The following is a 19,975-nucleotide window of genomic DNA, read 5'->3' on the forward strand; positions in this document are numbered from 1 at the left end:
GCTTATATACAACTACAAGGATTCTTTTTCTTCCTTATAAAGCGCTATTGCTTTTAGATAATTTAGCGCTCCATTCATAGTCATATCATGAATAAAACCATCGAGTTTAGGGTGATTTTTATCAATCCAACTGACGAGAGTATCTTTTTGTTCCTGCCAAATATCCCAATTTACACCTAAGCATTCTAATGATTCAATCTTTGAGATCTTATCAGAATTAAAAGATATTCTGTATTGACATGTAAGCGGATTGTTTTTTAAAAACTCATATTTAATAGAATTTGAAACTACAGTTGCCATGACCCAATCGTCTTCCTCTATTAATTCAACTATTTTATAAGATGTTCTAAATATGGAATCCCACTTAAATTCTTCATAATAACTATCCTGATTATAAGGCATAACGTAATCCCCTCCTATTACAGTAATACTATCATCTATAACTGTTTTTAACGCATTGTAATTAAATGCATCTCTAGCCTTATAGTAATTAGTTACAATTTCTTGATGGGTTACTTTTTCACTCTTACATGCTATTAAAAAACTTAAAAGTAATAGAATAAAAATGGTCTTTTTCATGGATTACATTTTTGATAATTAGTTATCAGCATCATCAGCTAAGTTCGTTCAAAATTTACAGAAAACCACCTCTATAACAAAACACAATTAAAGTTATGAGACAACAAGACATAAAAAAGCCTGAATCTAAATTCAGGCTTCTCTATTAACTCTTATTTTCCGTCTTCTTTCTTTTCTTTCGCATGGTCATTCTTAACATCTTCGTCGCGATATAAACAACATGGATGCACAGAATGATATTGTTCGTCTGTTGCTTTAATTTCTTTAGTATCATGACCAACAGCAGCTACATTTTTAGAAATAGTTTTCACATCTGTTTTACGTCCATCATAAATTAACTTTAACTCATGTGTATCTACATTCCAAACTGCAGATTTTACTCCTTTGGTTCTAATTGCTGCTTTTTCAATACGCTCTTTACACATACCGCAAACACCATCTACTTCTATGTTTGCCTTTGCATTTTTGTTTTGAGCAAAAGTTAATGTTGTTACTAACAACGTAAATATTAAAATTACTGTTTTCATATTATTATATCTTTTTAGTTATACTATTCCTGTCGTCTCAGGCATTCTTTATTTTATTCTAAATCGTAATCCTGCATAATACATACTTCCATAAATTGGGCCATACACAAAATTACTATCAAAATTTGAACCAAATGGATTATCTGGACTAATTACAGGATTGTCTTGGCGCACGTTAGTAACATTCTCGCCTCCTAAATATACTTCAAATTTTGGAGAAAACACTTTAGTGACTTGCAAGTTCAAGGTTCCTATAGTTGGTGTTCTATCTGCTACCTGAAATTGAGGAGCACTTATGTCTGTACTTGGAAAACGCTGAGAACTTAACCAATTATAGGTGGCATCAAACTTCCATTGTGCACCATTACTGCTAACTTCTGTTTCGTAAGATGTGTTTGCAAACAAACGATGTTTTGGTACTAATGGTTTTTCTAATTGACCAGAATTATAATCCGTTTGAATATCATAATACTTGTAAGCCATACGTAAATCAAAATGTTCAAAAACATTATAATTAAATTCAAATTGAAAACTATTGGCATAACTATCGCCTTCTAAATTATAAAAATTAACTTCATATGGATTCTCCCAATCTACAACCACTTGATTCTGAAAATCTGTTCGGTAAAAATCAAAAGTAACGTCTGCTTTCCTGTCAAATAAATTAAAACCTTGCAAATAGCTAACTCCATAATTCCAAGCTATTTCAGGATCTAAACCGTAAATTTTACCATTCGAGTTTAAAATATTAATCTGTCTAGAGCTTGAAAACATATTCTGATTTTCTGCAAAAATATTAGCACTACGCTTTCCTCTTCCTATAGACGCTCTTAACGCCGATTTCTCCCAAGGTGTGTAACGCACATGCAAACGAGGCGTTACAAAAAAGCCCAATCTATTATGCTGGTCTACACGGACTCCTGTTGTTAATGATAGTTTATCTAAATTATCAAAAGCATACTCAAAAAATCCACCTACGGAATTTTCTGTTCGCTCATAGATGGTAGTATTTACAAGCTCATCATAATGATCATATGTAACACTTAATCCTGTTTTTATTTTATGTCTGGAATCTGATATAATTGAATTATATACCAAGTTGGAGTAAAAACTATTGTGTTTAATATCATAGATATTTAGCCCGAAATAAGAATCTTGTTGATGATGACTAAAAGCCGTTTGAAATCCAAGACTTTGGTAGGGAATTTCTGGATTTACATAACCTAATTTTGTTGTAACTTCAAAACGCTCTGTATTAATTTCGCTTCCCCAAAAATTAGTAGTGCCTTTGTCTCTATCTGGATCAAAACTGAGTTGTCCTGCTTGTTTCTCATCATTAAGATATCTTAAATTAATAAAGCTCACCACTCCTTTTTCAGGATTAGTGTATTGCCAACGGTTCATAACATTAATCTGATTATAGATTGGCATATCTAGAAAACCATCATTATTTACATCGTGCTTTTCTTGATGTGTATTACCATGTATGTATAAACCTGTGCTCCATTTGTCGGAAACTTCAGTATTAATATGGGTATTTAACTCTAAACGCTCACTTGAAGCTCCGTAGAGGTTCACGAATAACTTATCGTCTGTAGAAGGTTTAACCATTTCAGCGTTAATTTGACCTGCAATACTCTCAAACCCATTAACCACGCTGCCTGTACCTTTTGTAATCTGAATACTTTCTACCCAAGTACCAGGAATAAAACTTAAGCCATAAGCTTGAGAAGCACCACGTATCGCTGGTATATTTTCTGTTGCAATTAATATATAAGGTGAATTTAAACCTAACATTTTAATTTGCTTTGACCCTGAAATAGCATCGGAAAAATTAACATCTATTGAAGGATTGGTTTCAAAGCTCTCTGCCAAATTACAACAGGCTGCTTTTAAGAGTTCGTCACTAGTCACAGTAAAGGTATTTGCGGCTTTTAAGTACGATTTTCGGGTGGCTTGATTTCGAGATGTAATTTCTACCGCATCTAACTCTTCACTAGCCTGAAGCACATGTTTAATGTACTTGTTTTCATTAATGGTTAGTGTATCTGTTTTAAAACCAACATAACTAATTACTAACGCATTATACGAAAACTTATAAGGCAACGAAAACGTACCATCTTCATTTGTTATAGCGCCAATTGATGAGCCTAACCAGTATACATTTGCGCCAGATAACGGCATTTCTTTAGTACTGCTTGTTTCTAAAACAATACCTTTTAATTGATCTTGCGCAGACGTAATTAGCGACAAGAACATAATATTTATTAATAAAATTCTTTTCATTTCTTTGATTTATAAGTATAACTAATAACACATAAATATGTGCTTCCTTTTTTTAGTAAAGGGTTATAATTAAATCAAATAAGGTAAGTTTCATCTAAGAGCACTATGTCTTTGATGAGTATAGGTGGTGAGTAATCTTTATGAGGTATACTTAAGTTTTGTACTTCTTCAAAAAGATTGATATATGAATACGTATATGCAAATAAAACCTGCTTAAGTACAGGCTCCAAATCTTCAAAAGCATTTATTGTTAATTGATTAATACCTTCAATAACATCAATTTCGTCTTTACAACACGTTTTGTTTATGGTCTCAGACGTATCAAAATTAACCACATCATCAGCACATTTATCTGGTTCTGAAAATATGGCCACATCAATTAAAACATCTCCACAAAAATGCTTATCTATAGTTAAAGATAATGTAGACAATAGCACTAACAATGATAGCGCTATAGAAATAGTTTTATATGTGTATGAAAATTTCACGATGCAAAGCTACAAAATTAATGAATTCATAATGTTAATTATTAAACTATTAACGATTAAGCTTATAGTAATAGAAAGCTGGCAAGAGCAAAATTAATCCAATAGGTTGAATTAAAAAGCGTCTAATATTGAAAAACAAATAGTAATCTTCTTGATTCGGGTTTATTACAAAATATAAAAACGGAATCAGCAATAAAACATAAGCGACAGCAAAGATTATTATCGAAAACTTGACAATACTTTTATCCTTAAAAATGAGATATAAAATTCCTAACGAAATTACCGTATTCAATAAAAACCGAAATGTTGTAGACAACACCAGCTTTAACACTTCCCTCCTCGGACTATCTATATATAAGTAGTCGTTTTCAAAAAACGTTAAGTAAGGATCGTAAAACAGAACGTTTTCATAAGCTCTAATTAAGACTAGTAACAGCACTAATAATCCTACTAATATATAAGTAACTTTTTTATGCATTAGATTTTACTTTTTTAGAGAATCGATTTACCCAAACCATCCAAAGTAAAAAAACAGTTCCGTAAATTAACATAGGAAATATAACGGTATGTAAAATTTCTCTTCTCCATGGATAATGATATAATCCAATAGATAAAATTACAATTCTAATTAAATTAAACGCATAAATAATAATACTACCAGCGAGACCGTAGAAAAAAGTAGTTTTAAACTTACCGGCAAAAGCCACAATAAAAGACAGAAACATAATAATAATACTTATACCATTACAACCTTCAATAACACGAGCCACGTACTTTCCATTAATTATAATTTTAATTGAAGGCTCACTAGGATGTGCCACAATATCTGTTTGGTAATCAACACTATTTAACAAAGCATTAGTGTGCTCTGCCACTAAGTGTGTTAAGTAATCCGGATAAAATTTAGAACCGTCTGAGGCATTTAAATACACATTATAACCAATAGTTAAAACACCATAAACAGCTAAGAATGTAACTATAAAACGAATAACAGATTTATATTTTATTAAAAGTGATTTCAAATAGTGTTTGTGTTAGATTGCTGTTAAATTTATAAAAAACTACATATTAAAATAGGGGTTTTTAGATACTTTTACAAAAATTTATTTTTACTCATGAATTTACAAGACCTAAAACCCGAAATAAAATCGATTGTAGCACAAGAAAATCTTAGTGTAGATCAACGCTTATTAAAGATTTGCGAAATTCTAGATACAAATATTAGCTACTATAATTGGGTTGGTTTTTATTTTAAAAACGGAGATAAGGACGAATTAAAATTAGGACCTTACGTTGGGGAACCAACAGATCATATCATAATTCCGTTTGGAAAAGGTATTTGTGGACAAGTTGCTGTAAGCAATGAGAATTTTGTGGTTGCAGATGTGGCTGCTCAAGACAATTATATTGCATGCAGCATAACCGTTAAAGCCGAAATTGTAATCCCAATCTTTGTAAACGGAGAAAATATTGGACAAATAGATATAGACTCTAATACTCCAGATCCATTTACAGAAGCAGACGAAAGATTCTTAGAATTTGTTTGTAAAGAAGTTGCTTCAATATTAAAATAATTTTTTCGCTAAACAGCTGTAAAGAAAAACTACATACCTGTTCTTATGGCTTCAACCGGATCTAATCTAGAAGCTCTTAATGCAGGAATCACTCCTGAAATAAGTCCAATTACCGAAGATATAAAAAATCCAAGAGCCATATTTTGAGGAGACAACACAAATTCGAAATCCTCAGTAAGACTACTTCCTATTATGGTACCAATCCAGACTAGAAATAAACCTACGAGTCCACCAACTACAGCTAAGATAACGGCTTCAAATAAAAATTGAAATAATATAAATTTATTTTTTGCTCCTAAAGATTTCTGAATTCCAATTAGATTAGTCCGTTCCTTTACACTTACAAACATAATATTAGCTATACCAAAGCCTCCAACTAAAAGTGAAAAACCACTAATTACCCAACCTATTATATTTAAACTGCTAATAATACCATCAATTAAATTCTGTAAACCAGCTACAATGGTTATAAAAAACGAATTTATTTCGTCAGGCTTAATACCACGTTTATTTCTTAATACCTGAATAATTTCAGCTTTTAAACCATCAATATCGGCATCTTCTTTGGGTTTTATTATTACAATATTTCTAATGCTAGCATTATTATCACCATATCTATTTCTAATATAATTAGCAGGAAGAAATATAGATTCGTCATTACTATCTCCAAATAAACCAGAGCCTTCTTTTTTTACAACTCCAATAACTGTAAATTTCTGACCATACAAACGCACCTTTTTCCCAAGAGGTTCAAAGTCTCCAAAAAGCGCCTTTGCGATTTCCGAACCTATAACTACAACAGCTTTTCCCGAATTAGATTCAGATTCATTATAAAAACGGCCCTTTTCAAATTGTAATACTTGTATGTCACTAAACTCATGAGACACCACAACCGTATTTACACTATTCACTTGCTCAGATTCATATCTAATATTTTCGCGCTTCACAAATTTTTGTAAGCCAATATGTTCAGCATCTCCTATTGAGGATTGCAAAGTTTTAAATTCGTTATAAGAAATTTCATCAAATGTTTCGCGTTTCCATCTTGGTACATCTGTTGGCCCAAAAGAAAAACTGGCCAAATACATGGTATTACTATCTAAAGAACTTAATTGAGATGTTATTGTTTTGTCTAATGAATCTACTGCAGCCAGAACAGCAATAATAGAAAATATACCTACAGTTACACCTAATAGCGATAAAAAGGTCCTGAGTTTATTGTTACGAAGTGCATTTAAAGCAAACGAAAAACTCTCTTTTAGTAAACGTAAATAGACTAGCATTTATAAGTTCTTTTATAAGATTTTAAATATAGGACGTTTTCAACAATTTATTGTTACAAAAAACTGAAAGAAACTCAATTTAGCACAAAGCTATCGTTTTGAATATCCCTATTTTTGCACCATCTAAAAACACAACACAACATTATGAGTAACAAAACCATTTCATCGGCACTAATTTCTGTATTTAGTAAAGATGGATTAGCACCAATTGTAAAAAAATTAAACGACCTCAACGTCACCATTTATTCAACTGGAGGCACTGAGAAATTCATCAAAGACCTAGGTATTAAAGTTGTACCTGTAGAAGATGTAACATCTTATCCGTCTATACTTGGTGGACGCGTAAAAACACTTCATCCAAAAGTATTTGGAGGGATTTTAAATCGTCAGAATCACGAAGGTGATGTTGCTGAACTAAAAGAATTTGACATTCCACAAATTGATGTAGTTATTGTAGATTTATATCCTTTTGAAAAAACAGTAGCTTCAGGAGCTGCTAATCAGGATATAATAGAAAAAATAGATATTGGAGGTATTTCTTTAATTAGAGCTGCAGCTAAAAATTATGCCGATGTAACTTGCGTATCTTCAGTTGACGATTATGCTGAATTTTTAGAATTGTTAGAAACTAAAAATGGAGAGACATCTGAAGAAGACAGAAAACAATTTGCAGCAAAAGCATTTAATGTATCATCGCATTACGATTCTGCAATTTTCAATTACTTCAACAAAAACAATGAGATTCCATCATTAAAAATCTCTGAAAACAATGGAAAAGTTTTACGATATGGCGAAAACCCACATCAAAAAGGATTTTTCTTTGGTGATTTTGATGAAATTTTCACAAAACTTCATGGTAAAGAATTAAGTTATAACAATCTTTTAGATGTTGATGCAGCTGTCAATTTAATGCTAGAATTCAAAAACGACGCACCAACATTTGCCGTATTAAAACACAACAACGCTTGTGGGTTGGCTCAAAGAGACACCTTACACCAAGCTTATGTAGATGCTTTGGCAGGAGATCCTGTTTCGGCTTTTGGTGGAGTTTTAATCAGTAATACTGAAATTGATGTTGCAACAGCAGAAGAGATTCACAAATTATTCTGTGAAGTGGTTATTGCACCTTCATTTTCACCTGAAGCTTTAGACATTTTAAAAGGAAAGAAAAACAGAATCCTTTTAATTCTAAAAGATATTGAAATGCCACAAACCAACGTAAGAAGTTGTTTAAATGGTGTTTTAGTTCAGGATAGAAACAACATTACAGATACACTTGAAGGTTTAAAAGCAGTTACAAAAACAACCGCTACAACTCAAGAATTAGACGATTTAATATTTGCTTCTAAAATTTGTAAACACACGAAATCAAATACAATTGTCTTAGTTAAAGGCAAACAATTATGTGCAAGTGGTACAGGACAAACTAGTAGAGTTGATGCTTTAAACCAAGCGATACACAAAGCGCAATCATTTAAATTTGATTTAAAAGGTTCGGTAATGGCGAGTGATGCATTTTTTCCTTTTCCAGACTGTGTAGAAATTGCAGATAACGCTGGTATTAGCGCTGTTATACAACCAGGTGGCTCTATAAAAGATCAATTAAGTATTGACTATTGTAATGAAAACAATGTGGCTATGGTAATGACAGGCACACGTCATTTCAAGCACTAAATAGCTTACTTTTAGAACCCAAAATCGAGGTATAATTCACCTTAATTTTGGGTTCTTTTTTTTTACGTAAACATTTAGGCAACACATTGCTTTATCAATGTATAAAAAAAAACAAAAAAAGTTTCGCAATAAACATCTATAACCGTATAAATAACGTATATTTTATTACTTTTACTGATAGTCTTAAAAAAAGACGAGAATAACCCGAAATAATTAAGAATAGCACATGGGATTTTTTGATTTCCTAACGGAAGAAATAGCCATAGATTTAGGAACCGCAAATACACTGATAATCCACAATGACAAAGTTGTTGTTGACAATCCATCGATAGTAGCAAGAGACCGCATTAGCGGAAAAATTATAGCCGTTGGTAAAGAAGCCAACATGATGCAAGGAAAAACGCACGAAAACATTAAAACCATTCGTCCATTGAAAGATGGTGTAATTGCAGATTTTGATGCTTCGGAGCAGATGATTAGCATGTTTATTAAAAACATACCTGCACTGAAGAAGAAGTTTTTTAATCCTGCATTACGCATGGTGGTTTGTATTCCTTCTGGAATTACAGAAGTAGAAATGCGAGCTGTAAAAGAATCTTGTGAGCGTGTTAACGGAAAAGAAGTTTATTTAATACATGAACCAATGGCTGCTGCTATTGGTATTGGCATAGATATTATGCAACCAAAAGGAAACATGATTGTTGATATTGGAGGTGGTACCACTGAGATCGCCGTGATTGCCCTTGGAGGTATTGTTTGTGACAAATCTGTAAAAGTTGCAGGAGATGTATTTACAAATGATATTATCTATTACATGAGAACACAGCACAACTTGTATGTTGGAGATAGAACTGCTGAAAAAATCAAGATTCAAATTGGTGCTGCTACTGAAGATTTAGAATTACCTCCAGAAGATATGAGCGTTCAAGGACGAGATTTATTAACAGGAAAACCAAAACAAGTTCAAATTTCATTCAGAGAAATTGCGAAAGCATTAGACAAATCAATCTTACGTATTGAAGATTCTGTAATGGAAACCTTATCTCAAACACCTCCAGAATTAGCTGCAGATATTTACAATACAGGAATATACTTAGCAGGTGGTGGCTCAATGCTTAGAGGTTTAGATAAACGTTTATCTCAAAAAACAGATTTACCTGTTTATATCGCAGAAGATCCATTAAGAGCTGTTGTAAGAGGTACCGGAATCGTACTTAAAAACTTACCTAAATACAAAAGCGTATTGATTAAATAAGCCATAACTAATGCAACAAATTTTTAATTTTGTTATAAGAAACAAAACCTTTCTGTTGTTTTCTTTGCTTTTTAGTATTGCCTTAGCTTTAACCATTCAATCGCATTCTTATCATAGGAGTAAATTTATAAATTCAGCCAACGGTTTAACTGGAGGTGTTTATGGTACCATGAATTCTGTGGACCAATATTTCAACTTGAAAATTAAAAACGATATTCTAGCTGAAGAAAACAAACGTTTAAGAGAGCAATTACTTAATACTAATATCGCAACGGATTCTTCATTTATTGATAGTACATACTCCAAAGGAAAATATAGAATTACGATTGCAGACGTTTATAAAAACAGTTATTCTTTAACCAATAACTATCTTACATTAAACAAAGGTAAAAACGATAGTATTAAAAGAGATTTCGGAGTTATGACTTCTAACGGGATTATTGGAATAATTGATAATACCTCTAAAAATTATTCGACTACACTGTCTATATTAAATTCAAAAAGTAGAATTAATGCTAAAATTAAATCTACTAATCATATTGGTTCTTTAACATGGAATGGTGAATCCCCTATTTATGTTCAACTTGAAGATGTTTCTCAGTTTGCTCCCGTAAAAGTCGGAGATACTATTGAAACAGGAGGGGAATCTTCAATTTTCCCAAAAGGAATTGGTATTGGTACCATTACTAGTTTTGAAAGTGATATTAGCGGAGATACGTATACCATTCAAGTCAAATTATTTAATGATATGACCAATATTGGAGCGGTTTATATCGTAGAAAATTTAAACCGTAACGAAATTCGTTCTTTAGAAAATAATACCAATGAATAACGTTACAGGCTTAAATATCGCTCGATTTATTTTGCTTCTGTTAGCGCAGGTGGTCATTTGTAATCATATTGATTTCTTTGGTTATATTAATCCATACATCTATATTATATTCATTTTTCTATTTCCTATCAAAGAAGAACGATTAATGCTTTTATTAGTAAGTTTCTTGTTAGGTATGTTCGTCGATTTATTTTCAGACTCAGGTGGAGTGCATGCTGCAGCTGCTGTCTCATTAGCTTATGCCAGACCAGTACTTTTAAAAAGTTCATTTGGTATGTTGTACGAGCATCAAAGTATAAAGTTTACCACTACAGATATTGGTAGCTTAATCACATATATCACTTTAGGTACCGTTATTCATCATTTAATATTATTCTCGCTAGAAATTTTTAACATTTCCAATATACTATTAATCTTAAAAAAGACGTTATTTTCTAGTATCTTCACTATACTCCTAAGTCTATTATTAATAATATTATTTAGCCGAAACCGTAAATGAGAAAACTGCTATTATTAACAACTGTTATTCTTGTTGGTCTTGTATTTATTGCACGTTTATTTTACCTTCAAGTTTATAACAATTCTGCTTACAATATATTTGAAGACACTGCCATTAGAAAAGAATACAATTATCCTAAACGTGGCTATGTTTATGACAGAAACGGAAAACTTTTAGTAGCTAACCAACCGTCTTATGATGTGATGGTAATTCCGCGTGAAGTTGCTCCTTTAGATTCTTTAGAAATAGAAGAGTTTTGTAGCCTTTTAAAAATCACAAGAGCAGATTACGACAAGAAATTAGAAAAAGCAAGGCATTATTCGCCAAGGTTACCCTCACCTTTTGTACCTCAACTATCAAAAAAAGATTATGCAGTTCTTCAAGAAAAAATAAGAAAATTTGAAGGTTTCTACATTTTAAAACGATCACTTAGATCGTACCAAACAAGTATTGGAGCCAATGTTCTTGGTGATCTTGGAGAGGTTAATCGTAAAATTATTCAAAATGATGCGTATTATAGTTTAGGAGATCTTATTGGAAAACAAGGTATTGAAAAGACTTACGAAGAAACCTTACGTGGAGTAAAAGGCATTAAATTCATTCAAAAAGATCGATTTAACAAAAATATAGGTCCTTTTAAAGAAGGAAAACTAGATACTTTACCACAACCAGGAAAAGACGTTACCATAACTATTGATTCTGAATTACAAGCTTATGGCGAATTATTAATGAAACATAAACGAGGAGGTATTGTTGCTATTGATCCTAGTAGCGGCGAAATTTTGGCGATGGTAACAGGCCCAAGTTACAACCCTAATTTATTAGTCGGTAGAGAACGTAACAAGAATTTTTCTCGATTATTTCTAGACAAGGTAAACAAACCAACTTTTGATAGAGGTTTACAAGCACAATATCCTCCAGGTTCTCCATTTAAAGTTATTAATGCACTTATTGGCTTACAAGAAGGAGTTGTAGATACTCATGATAAATTTGCATGCAGAATGGGCTACTATTATGGTAGTCGAAAATTAACAGGTTGTCATCATCATAAAAGTCCATTGGATATGAATGATGGTATTGCACAATCTTGTAATGCCTATTTTGTAAATGTGTATAGACGAATTGTTGACAAGTATGATGATGCTGGAAAAGGCATGAATGTTTGGGCTAATCACGCCAAAAGTTTTGGTTTAGGTAATTTCCTAAACAATGATTTATCAGTTGGACAACCTGGACGAATTCCGGATGGAGATTATTACGATAGACAATACGGAGACAATCGCTGGGGATCTACCTATATTGTTTCTAACGCTATTGGTCAAGGCGAAGTTGAAGCAACTCCAATTCAACTTGCAAATATGGTTGCTGCGATAGGAAACCGTGGTTATTATTATACTCCTCATATTATAAAAAATATTGAAGGTGAAACTATTGATAGTAAATATACAACACCAAATTACACAACCATTGACAAGCGTCATTTTGAACCTGTAGTTCAAGGTATGTTTGATGTTTATAACGAAGGAACAGCTGCTTCATTAAGAATTCCTGGTATTGATATCTGTGGAAAAACAGGTACTGCAGAAAACTTTATGAAAATTGATAGTGTGAAAACCCAACTTACAGATCATTCTATCTTTGTAGCATTTGCACCAAAAGATAATCCAAAAATTGCTATTGCTGTATTTGTTGAAAACGGATATTGGGGAAGTCGGTTTGCAGGACGAATGGCAAGTTTAATGATTGAAAAACATATTAAAGGAGATATTACAAGAACAGATTTAGAAAATTGGATCTTAACCCATAGTCTAGAAAACGAATACAAAAAACCATATTCTGGAGAACCTTTCAAAATTAATCGTGAAACAACACTTCAGGTCATTGAGAATTATGCCATCGAAGAAAAAAATCCTATTAAAATTGAAAAACCAAGCGACTTAAAATTATAATCTTTCATGTTAAGAGTAAATCAAAAAAATTTTAATTTCGATTGGATTACCATCATCCTATTTCTATTATTACTAGGTTTTGGATATCTTAATATCTTATCAGCATCTCATATTGGTGAGGTCACAAGCTATTTTGATACAGATCAACTTTATGGGAAACACCTTGTGTTTGTTGGTTTAACATTTTTACTCATTGTTTTTATTTTATCATTTGAAGCCAAATTCTATGAGCAATTTGCCAGTGTTATATATTTCGTCGCCATATTAGCCTTAATTGGTTTATTCATTTTCGGTAAGGATGTTAATGGCGCACGTTCATGGTATGGTATTGGTAGTATGACCATCCAACCTAGTGAATTCGCTAAATTTGCTACAGCGTTAGCTGTCGCTAAGTACATCAGTGATTTACAAACCAATATGCAAACCGTAAAAGATCAGTTAAGGGTTGCTGCTATTATTTTTACTCCTGCTTTACTTATTTTACTTCAAAATGATGCTGGTAGTACTATTGTTTACTTAGCTTTTTTCTTTGTTTTTTATCGTGAAGGCTTACAACAGGTCTATTTAATCATCGCTTTATCATTAATAATACTTGCCGTTTTAGGTCTAAAATTTGGTATCGTAATAACCGCTATTATAGCTACTATTATTATTGCTAGTGTTTACTTTATTAGACGGAAAAAACGAGGTTCAATATTACAATATATTATAGTCCTTTTAGTTTGTGTAAGCTTTTCTTATGGTGTAAAACTATTCTATCAGCATGGTTTAAAAATCCATCAACAAAATAGAATTAGCCTTTGGTTACGCTTAGAAAAAGACCCAACAAAGCTAGAACGGATGAAAAAAGCCGAAGCTTACAACCTTATTCAATCTGAACAAGCCATTAGTTCTGGAGGTGTTTCAGGGAAAGGCTTTTTACAAGGCACTAGAACAACTGGTAAATTTGTACCAGAACAACACACCGATTATATATTTAGTACAGTTGGTGAGGAATGGGGATTCTTAGGTACAAGCTTCGTAGTGATTACGTTTGTTCTACTTATCATTAGAGTTTTATATCTCGCTGAAGCCCAAAAATCACAATTTAGTCGTGTGTATGGTTATGGTGTAGCTTCTATATTATTTGTCCATTTTACGATTAATATTGGTATGGTTATGGGTTTAATTCCAACTGTTGGTATTCCACTACCCTTTTTCAGTTATGGCGGCTCTGGACTTTGGGGCTTTACTATTTTGCTGTTTATTTTTGTGAAGTTGGATAGTAATAGGATTAATGAGTGGTAAATAAAAAAGACCACCTTTATGGCAGTCTTTTTTTATTACTTATAATAATGAAGTTTATCTCTATTTTAAACTCGATAAACTTGCTTTAATGGTTTCAATCTTAGCTAAAGCATCGGCTTCTTTTTTCTTTTCTGCTGCTACTACTTGTTCTGGTGCACCTGCAACAAAACGCTCATTGGATAATTTTCTTTGTACTGACTTCAAAAATCCTTCTGTATATTTTAACTCTTCAGAAAGCTTTTCTATTTCTGCTTCAATATCAATACTTCCTTCCATAGGAATAAAGTATTCGTTAGATTTTACTCTATAAGTTAATGCGCCTTCAACAGCTTCCGTTACATACTCGAAACTTTCAAGATTTCCTAATTTTGAAATCACTGCATCAAACGTCGAATTTACATTTTCGTTATTCACTATTGAAAAACCAATAGCATCTTTAAAAGCTATATTCTTTTGTTTTCTAATGTTTCTGATACCAGAGATAACTTCAGTTGCAAATTCAAATTCAGAAATCAAATTTTCATTAATTGATTTTGCTTCTGGCCATTTAGAAACTATCAACGCTTCATCTGGTGTTCTGTCACTTATAGTTTGCCAGATTTCTTCTGTAATAAATGGCATAAATGGATGAGCTACTTTTAGAATATCTTCAAAAATTACCATAACAGCATTATATGTTTTTGAATCTATTGGCTGTTGGTAGGCTGGTTTTACAATCTCTAATAACCAAGATGCAAAATCATCATTTATTAACTTATAGATTGCCATTATAGCATCAGACAATCTATATTTACTAAAGTGATCTTCTATTTCTAAAAGTACTTTCTGAAATTTAGACTCGAACCATTCGATAGCTATTTTACTAGACTGTGGCTGCTCAATATCTTCAACTTCCCATAAATTAGTTAAATAGAACGCAGACCATATTTTATTACCTAAACCTTTTCCTTGTTGGCAAAGGGCTTCATCAAACATTAAATCGTTTCCGGCAGCTGAACTTAATAATAAACCTACACGTACACCATCTGCACTATAATCTTCAATTAATTTTAAGGCATCTGGCGAGTTCCCTAAAGATTTAGACATTTTTCGTCTTTGCTTATCTCTAACTAAACCAGTTAAATAAACATTTTCAAAAGGTTTTTCATCTCTATACTCGTAACCTGCAACAATCATACGTGCAACCCAGAAGAATAAAATATCTGGACCAGTTACTAAATCATTTGTTGGATAATAGTATTTAATTTCTTCGTTTTCAGGATTTCTAATTCCATCAAAAACGCTCATTGGCCAAAGCCAAGAAGAGAACCATGTATCTAATGCATCAGTATCTTGCTTTAAGTCTTCGATTCTTAAAGCTGAATTATTAGTTTTCTCTTGTGCTAATTTTAAAGCGTCTTCAATAGTTTCTGCAACTACAAAATCTTCTTTTCCGTCGCCATAGAAATAAGCAGGAATCTGTTGTCCCCAAAGTAACTGACGAGAGATATTCCAATCACGAATATTCTCCATCCAATGACGATAGGTATTTTCGAATTTCTTAGGAAATAATTTTACTTCACCTGTTTTTAAAACGGCATCAATAGCAGGTTTTGCTAAATCTTCCATTTTAAGAAACCACTGATCACTTAATCTTGGTTCGATTACAGCTTTTGTACGTTCTGAAGTTCCTACTTTATTAATGTGGTTTTCAGTTTTTACTAAAATACCAGCTCCTTCTAATTCTTTAGTAACTGCTTTTCTTACAACAAAACGATCTTGACCTTCGTAATGCAATCCGAAGCTATTTAAACTAGCATCGTCATTAAAAATATCTATAACCTCTAAATTATGCTTATCTCCTAAAACTTTATCATTTTCATCATGAGCAGGTGTTACTTTTAAACAACCTGTACCAAATTCTAAATCTACATATTCGTCTTCAATAATAGGAATAACACGTCCATTTAAAGGAACAATGGCTTTCTTCCCTTTTAAATGTGTAAAACGTTCATCATTTGGATTGATACAAATCGCAGTATCTCCAAAAATAGTTTCTGGTCTTGTAGTTGCAATGGTTAATTTTTCATCGCTACCTTCAATTTTATATTCAAGGTAATAAAGTAAACCTTGCTTTTCAACATGGATTACTTCCTCGTCAGACAAAGTTGTTTTGGCTTCTGGATCCCAATTTACCATTCGGTATCCTCTATAAATTAAGCCTTTGCTATATAAATCAACAAATACTTTAATTACAGCTTCAGACATATCATCGTCCATGGTGAACTTAGTTCTGTCCCAATCACAAGAACAACCTAGTTTTTTAAGCTGTTCTAAGATTACGCCTCCGTATTCTTCTGTCCATTCCCAAGCGTGTTCTAAAAACTCTTCGCGTGTTAAATCATTTTTATCAATCCCTTGTTCCTTTAATTTAGCAACAACCTTAGCTTCTGTAGCAATAGATGCGTGATCTGTACCAGGAACCCAACAGGCATTTTTACCTAATAAACGTGCACGACGAATTAATACATCTTGAATAGTATTATTCAACATGTGTCCCATATGCAATATTCCTGTCACGTTTGGTGGAGGAATTACAATAGTATAAGGTTCTCTTTCGTCTGGTTTAGAGTGAAAATAATTGTTTTGCATCCAGTAGTCGTACCATTTACTTTCTACTGACAGTGCATTATATTTAGAAGGAATTTCCATGTTTGGTATTGTTTTTGTAATAACTTATAATAACGAGCAAAAGTACTTATAATTCCTATTTAGAGAAATTATTAACGTAAGAATATGGGTTTAAAAGCCATAAATTCTGTTAAATGGAGTGTATTACGTCTAATAAATTTTGTTAGGAATGAAAAAGTGACTAAGTTTGACTAATCAAAATTAAAATGATGAAAAATTTATTAGCAGTATTATTTGTAGGATTAATGAGCTTAGGTTCTTATGCACAAGAAAAAGTTGCAAAAATAGAATTTAAGACAGACGTGATAGATTACGGTACCATTGAAAAAGGTGCTGATGGAGTTAGAGTTTTTGAGTTTACCAATACTGGTGATGCACCTTTAGTAATATCTAATGTAAAATCTACTTGTGGATGTACAGTGCCTAAGAAACCAAAAGGACCAATTCTTCCTGGTGAATCTGGAGTAATTGAAGTAAAATACGATACTAAAAGAGTCAACCCAATTAGAAAAACTATTACTGTATTTTCTAATGCTGATACACCAACTGTAGCTTTAAAAATTAAAGGAACGGTTATCGATTCAAATAAAACAAGTGTTTTAGAAAAGAAAAGTAAAAGTATGATTGAGCAATAATCAATTACGCTTACAATAACTTAAAAAATGAGTCCTCACATAAAGGACTCATTTTTTTTATGTCTTTTCTTTATATAAGCTTTAAGAATTTTCAGAACTTAGCATTTTAAAACAAATATACAATGCCAACAATATCAAACAAAGGCATCAATATGCCAGAATCTCCAATTAGAAAATTGGTTCCCTATGCTGAAGAAGCTCAAAAAAAGGGTAAAAATATTTATTACCTTAATATAGGTCAGCCAGACATAAAAACTCCGCAAGTTGCTCTTGACGCTATTAAAAATAACACTCTAGAGACCATAGCTTACAGCAGATCTGAAGGCTCCGAAACCTATAGAATAAAAATAGCAGACTATTATAAACGGAATTCTATAAATGTTACTCACAATGATATTATTGTGACTACAGGCGGAAGTGAGGCGCTTTTATTTGCCTTTGGAAGTATTATGGATGTTGGAGATGAAGTTATAATCCCAGAGCCATTTTACGCAAATTACAATGGTTTTTCTACAGCTTCAGGTGTAAATGTTGTTCCTGTAATCTCTAAAATTGAAGATAATTTTGCATTACCTCCAATTGAAGAATTTGAAAAGCTTATAACACCAAAAACTAAAGGAATTCTAATTTGTAATCCAGGAAACCCAACAGGTTACTTATATTCAAAAGAAGAAATAAAACAATTGGCTGCAATTGTAAAAAAACACGATTTGTTTTTAATTGCAGACGAAGTATACAGAGAATTTGTTTACGATGGTATGGAACACTATTCTATTCTACAAGAACCAGGATTAGAAGAACATGCTATTGTTATAGATTCAGTTTCTAAACGTTACAGTATGTGTGGTGCACGTATTGGTTATTTAGTTTCTAAAAATAAAGCCTTTATCAAAACGGCATTGAAATTTGCTCAAGCTCGTTTAAGTCCACCTACATTAGCACAAATTGCAAGTGAAGCGGCTTTAGAAACACCACAAAGTTATTTTGATGATGTTATTGAGGAATATGTAAAACGAAGAAACACTTTAATTGAAGCCTTAGAAAAAATAGAAGGTGTTAAAGTAGCGACTCCAAATGGTGCTTTTTATTGCATCGCAGAATTACCTGTAAAAAACTCAGACGATTTTGCAAAATGGTTATTAGAATCTTTCGATTATAATAATGATACTGTTATGGTTGCTCCAGCTGCTGGCTTCTACTCTACTCCAGGTGTAGGACTAAACCAAATTCGTATTGCTTACGTTTTAAACGAAGAGAGTCTAAAGATTTCAGTGAAAATTTTAGAGGAAGCACTTAAAGTATATAAGGACTAATGACTGTTATTAATAATGCTTCATTAAAACCATTTAATACGTTTGGTATCGATGCTAAAGCAGCTTCATACTGCGATATTAATTCTATTGAAGCACTAAACACGATATTAAAAAAACAGCATTCTAATCCTCTTTTTATTCTAGGAGGAGGAAGTAATATGTTGTTAACTAAAGATATTGAAGCTTTAGTACTTCATATTAATTTAAAAGGAATTGAAGTCGTAAGCACCTCTAAAAATACCGTTATTGTAAAAGCTATGGCTGGCGAAAACTGGCACAATTTTGTACTATGGTGCTTACAGCATAATTATGGTGGTATTGAAAATTTATCTTTAATACCAGGTAATATTGGTACAGCTCCAATTCAAAATATTGGTGCTTATGGAGTTGAGCTAAAAGATGTTTTTGTAAGTTGTGAAGCCGTAAACATAAAAGATCAGTCTGTAAAAACATTTTTAAAATCAGATTGTAATTTTGGTTATAGAGAATCCATCTTTAAACAAGGTATCAAAGGAGAGTATATTATTACGAGTGTAAATCTTGAGCTTACAACCTTAAACCATCAATTACACACAGACTATGGTGTTATTAGAAATGAATTAGACACTCAAAGTATAACGCAACCTACAATTCAAGATATTTCAAATGCTGTAATTGCCATTAGACAAAGTAAATTACCAGATCCAAAAGAAATTGGTAATAGTGGTAGTTTTTTTAAGAATCCAATTATTACTGCTGAAGAGTTCACTGAACTAGAACAAAATTTTCCTGAAGCACCTTCTTATAAAATATCAGAAACAGCTATAAAAATACCGGCTGGATGGCTTATTGAAAAAGCGGGTTTCAAAGGAAAGCGTTTTAAAGATTATGGTGTACATGACAAACAAGCGTTGGTTTTAGTAAATTACGGCAACGCAACTGGAAAAGAAATTTTTGAATTGGCACAGTTGATTCAAAAAACAGTAAAACGATTATTTAATATTAGTATTGAAACAGAAGTGAACATTATATAAAGCAAAAGTCACAACCTAAATTGTGACTTTTGAGTTTAGAATAATTTTTTTTGAAAACGCTATTAATCAAATCCCTAAGAGATAAAACCATTCTAATTCTTTATAATAAGC

General features: G+C 32.1%; 18 protein-coding genes. 10 read left to right on the forward strand and 8 right to left on the reverse strand.

Annotation, left to right across the window (positions count from 1 at the left end):
• Positions 1-12: 12 nt before the first annotated feature.
• The 6 genes from HM981_RS01555 to xrtF all read right to left on the reverse strand — a co-directional run bounded on the left by HM981_RS01555 (position 13) and on the right by xrtF (position 4,902).
• Positions 13-579: a hypothetical protein gene (locus tag HM981_RS01555; RefSeq protein ID WP_179336826.1), complete on the reverse strand. Its 567-nt coding sequence runs from the start codon at positions 577-579 to the stop codon at positions 13-15.
• A 152-nt stretch (positions 580-731) separates the two neighbouring features.
• Positions 732-1,106 carry a heavy-metal-associated domain-containing protein gene (locus tag HM981_RS01560; protein ID WP_179336827.1) on the reverse strand — a complete coding sequence of 125 codons (375 nt, stop codon included), beginning with the start codon at positions 1,104-1,106 and terminating at the stop codon, positions 732-734.
• Between the two features lie 48 nt (positions 1,107-1,154).
• Positions 1,155-3,392 carry a TonB-dependent receptor gene (locus HM981_RS01565; protein WP_179336828.1) on the reverse strand — a complete coding sequence of 746 codons (2,238 nt, stop codon included), beginning with the start codon at positions 3,390-3,392 and terminating at the stop codon, positions 1,155-1,157.
• A 74-nt stretch (positions 3,393-3,466) separates the two neighbouring features.
• The gene (locus HM981_RS01570) at positions 3,467-3,880 is read right to left on the reverse strand and encodes an HYC_CC_PP family protein (protein ID WP_179336829.1); all 414 of its coding nucleotides are present in this window, start codon (positions 3,878-3,880) and stop codon (positions 3,467-3,469) included.
• Positions 3,881-3,929: 49 nt separating this feature from the next.
• Positions 3,930-4,358: an exosortase F system-associated membrane protein gene (locus tag HM981_RS01575; protein WP_179336830.1), complete on the reverse strand. Its 429-nt coding sequence runs from the start codon at positions 4,356-4,358 to the stop codon at positions 3,930-3,932.
• A complete protein-coding gene (gene xrtF / locus HM981_RS01580) occupies positions 4,351-4,902 on the reverse strand; it encodes an exosortase family protein XrtF (RefSeq protein WP_179336831.1) in 552 nt (183 codons plus the stop codon). The genes HM981_RS01575 and xrtF overlap by 8 nt, the downstream gene beginning before the upstream one ends.
• 93 nt (positions 4,903-4,995) lie before the next feature.
• Between xrtF and HM981_RS01585 the strand changes: the two genes are divergently transcribed.
• Positions 4,996-5,454 carry a GAF domain-containing protein gene (locus HM981_RS01585; RefSeq protein WP_179336832.1) on the forward strand — a complete coding sequence of 153 codons (459 nt, stop codon included), beginning with the start codon at positions 4,996-4,998 and terminating at the stop codon, positions 5,452-5,454.
• Positions 5,455-5,483: 29 nt separating this feature from the next.
• Here HM981_RS01585 and HM981_RS01590 read toward each other — a convergent pair whose 3' ends face one another.
• On the reverse strand, positions 5,484-6,737 hold the full coding sequence (locus HM981_RS01590; protein ID WP_179336833.1) for an ABC transporter permease: 1,254 nt from the start codon (positions 6,735-6,737) through the stop codon (positions 5,484-5,486).
• 144 nt (positions 6,738-6,881) lie between these two features.
• Here HM981_RS01590 and purH point away from each other — a divergent pair, with 144 nt between their 5' ends.
• The 6 genes from purH to rodA all read left to right on the forward strand — a co-directional run bounded on the left by purH (position 6,882) and on the right by rodA (position 14,233).
• The gene (gene purH / locus HM981_RS01595) at positions 6,882-8,411 is read left to right on the forward strand and encodes a bifunctional phosphoribosylaminoimidazolecarboxamide formyltransferase/IMP cyclohydrolase (RefSeq protein WP_179336834.1); all 1,530 of its coding nucleotides are present in this window, start codon (positions 6,882-6,884) and stop codon (positions 8,409-8,411) included.
• A gap of 226 nt (positions 8,412-8,637) precedes the next feature.
• Positions 8,638-9,666: a rod shape-determining protein gene (locus tag HM981_RS01600; protein ID WP_179336835.1), complete on the forward strand. Its 1,029-nt coding sequence runs from the start codon at positions 8,638-8,640 to the stop codon at positions 9,664-9,666.
• 10 nt (positions 9,667-9,676) lie between these two features.
• Complete coding sequence (gene mreC, locus HM981_RS01605; RefSeq protein WP_179336836.1) at positions 9,677-10,498, forward strand: rod shape-determining protein MreC; 822 nt, start codon at positions 9,677-9,679, stop codon at positions 10,496-10,498.
• Positions 10,491-10,997 carry a rod shape-determining protein MreD gene (locus HM981_RS01610; protein WP_179336837.1) on the forward strand — a complete coding sequence of 169 codons (507 nt, stop codon included), beginning with the start codon at positions 10,491-10,493 and terminating at the stop codon, positions 10,995-10,997. Before mreC ends, HM981_RS01610 begins: the two co-directional genes overlap by 8 nt.
• Positions 10,994-12,946, forward strand: a complete 1,953-nt coding sequence (gene mrdA / locus HM981_RS01615) for a penicillin-binding protein 2 (protein ID WP_179336838.1) — start codon at positions 10,994-10,996, stop codon at positions 12,944-12,946. The genes HM981_RS01610 and mrdA overlap by 4 nt, the downstream gene beginning before the upstream one ends.
• 6 nt (positions 12,947-12,952) lie before the next feature.
• Positions 12,953-14,233 (forward strand): rod shape-determining protein RodA, encoded by a 1,281-nt coding sequence (gene rodA, locus HM981_RS01620; protein WP_179336839.1) that lies wholly within the window; start codon positions 12,953-12,955, stop codon positions 14,231-14,233.
• Positions 14,234-14,293: 60 nt separating this feature from the next.
• Here rodA and HM981_RS01625 read toward each other — a convergent pair whose 3' ends face one another.
• Positions 14,294-16,924: a valine--tRNA ligase gene (locus tag HM981_RS01625; protein WP_179336840.1), complete on the reverse strand. Its 2,631-nt coding sequence runs from the start codon at positions 16,922-16,924 to the stop codon at positions 14,294-14,296.
• Positions 16,925-17,112: 188 nt separating this feature from the next.
• Here HM981_RS01625 and HM981_RS01630 point away from each other — a divergent pair, with 188 nt between their 5' ends.
• The 3 genes from HM981_RS01630 (at position 17,113) to murB (ending at position 19,864) form a co-directional block, all read left to right on the forward strand.
• Positions 17,113-17,538 carry a DUF1573 domain-containing protein gene (locus HM981_RS01630; RefSeq protein ID WP_179337656.1) on the forward strand — a complete coding sequence of 142 codons (426 nt, stop codon included), beginning with the start codon at positions 17,113-17,115 and terminating at the stop codon, positions 17,536-17,538.
• Positions 17,539-17,660: 122 nt separating this feature from the next.
• Complete coding sequence (locus tag HM981_RS01635) at positions 17,661-18,851, forward strand: pyridoxal phosphate-dependent aminotransferase (protein WP_179336841.1); 1,191 nt, start codon at positions 17,661-17,663, stop codon at positions 18,849-18,851.
• Positions 18,851-19,864: a UDP-N-acetylmuramate dehydrogenase gene (gene murB, locus HM981_RS01640; protein WP_179336842.1), complete on the forward strand. Its 1,014-nt coding sequence runs from the start codon at positions 18,851-18,853 to the stop codon at positions 19,862-19,864. The genes HM981_RS01635 and murB overlap by 1 nt, the downstream gene beginning before the upstream one ends.
• Positions 19,865-19,975 lie beyond the last annotated feature (111 nt).

It is taken from the genome of Winogradskyella ludwigii (genome assembly GCF_013403985.1).
In the GTDB taxonomy this organism is placed as follows: Bacteria; Bacteroidota; Bacteroidia; order Flavobacteriales; family Flavobacteriaceae; genus Winogradskyella; species Winogradskyella ludwigii.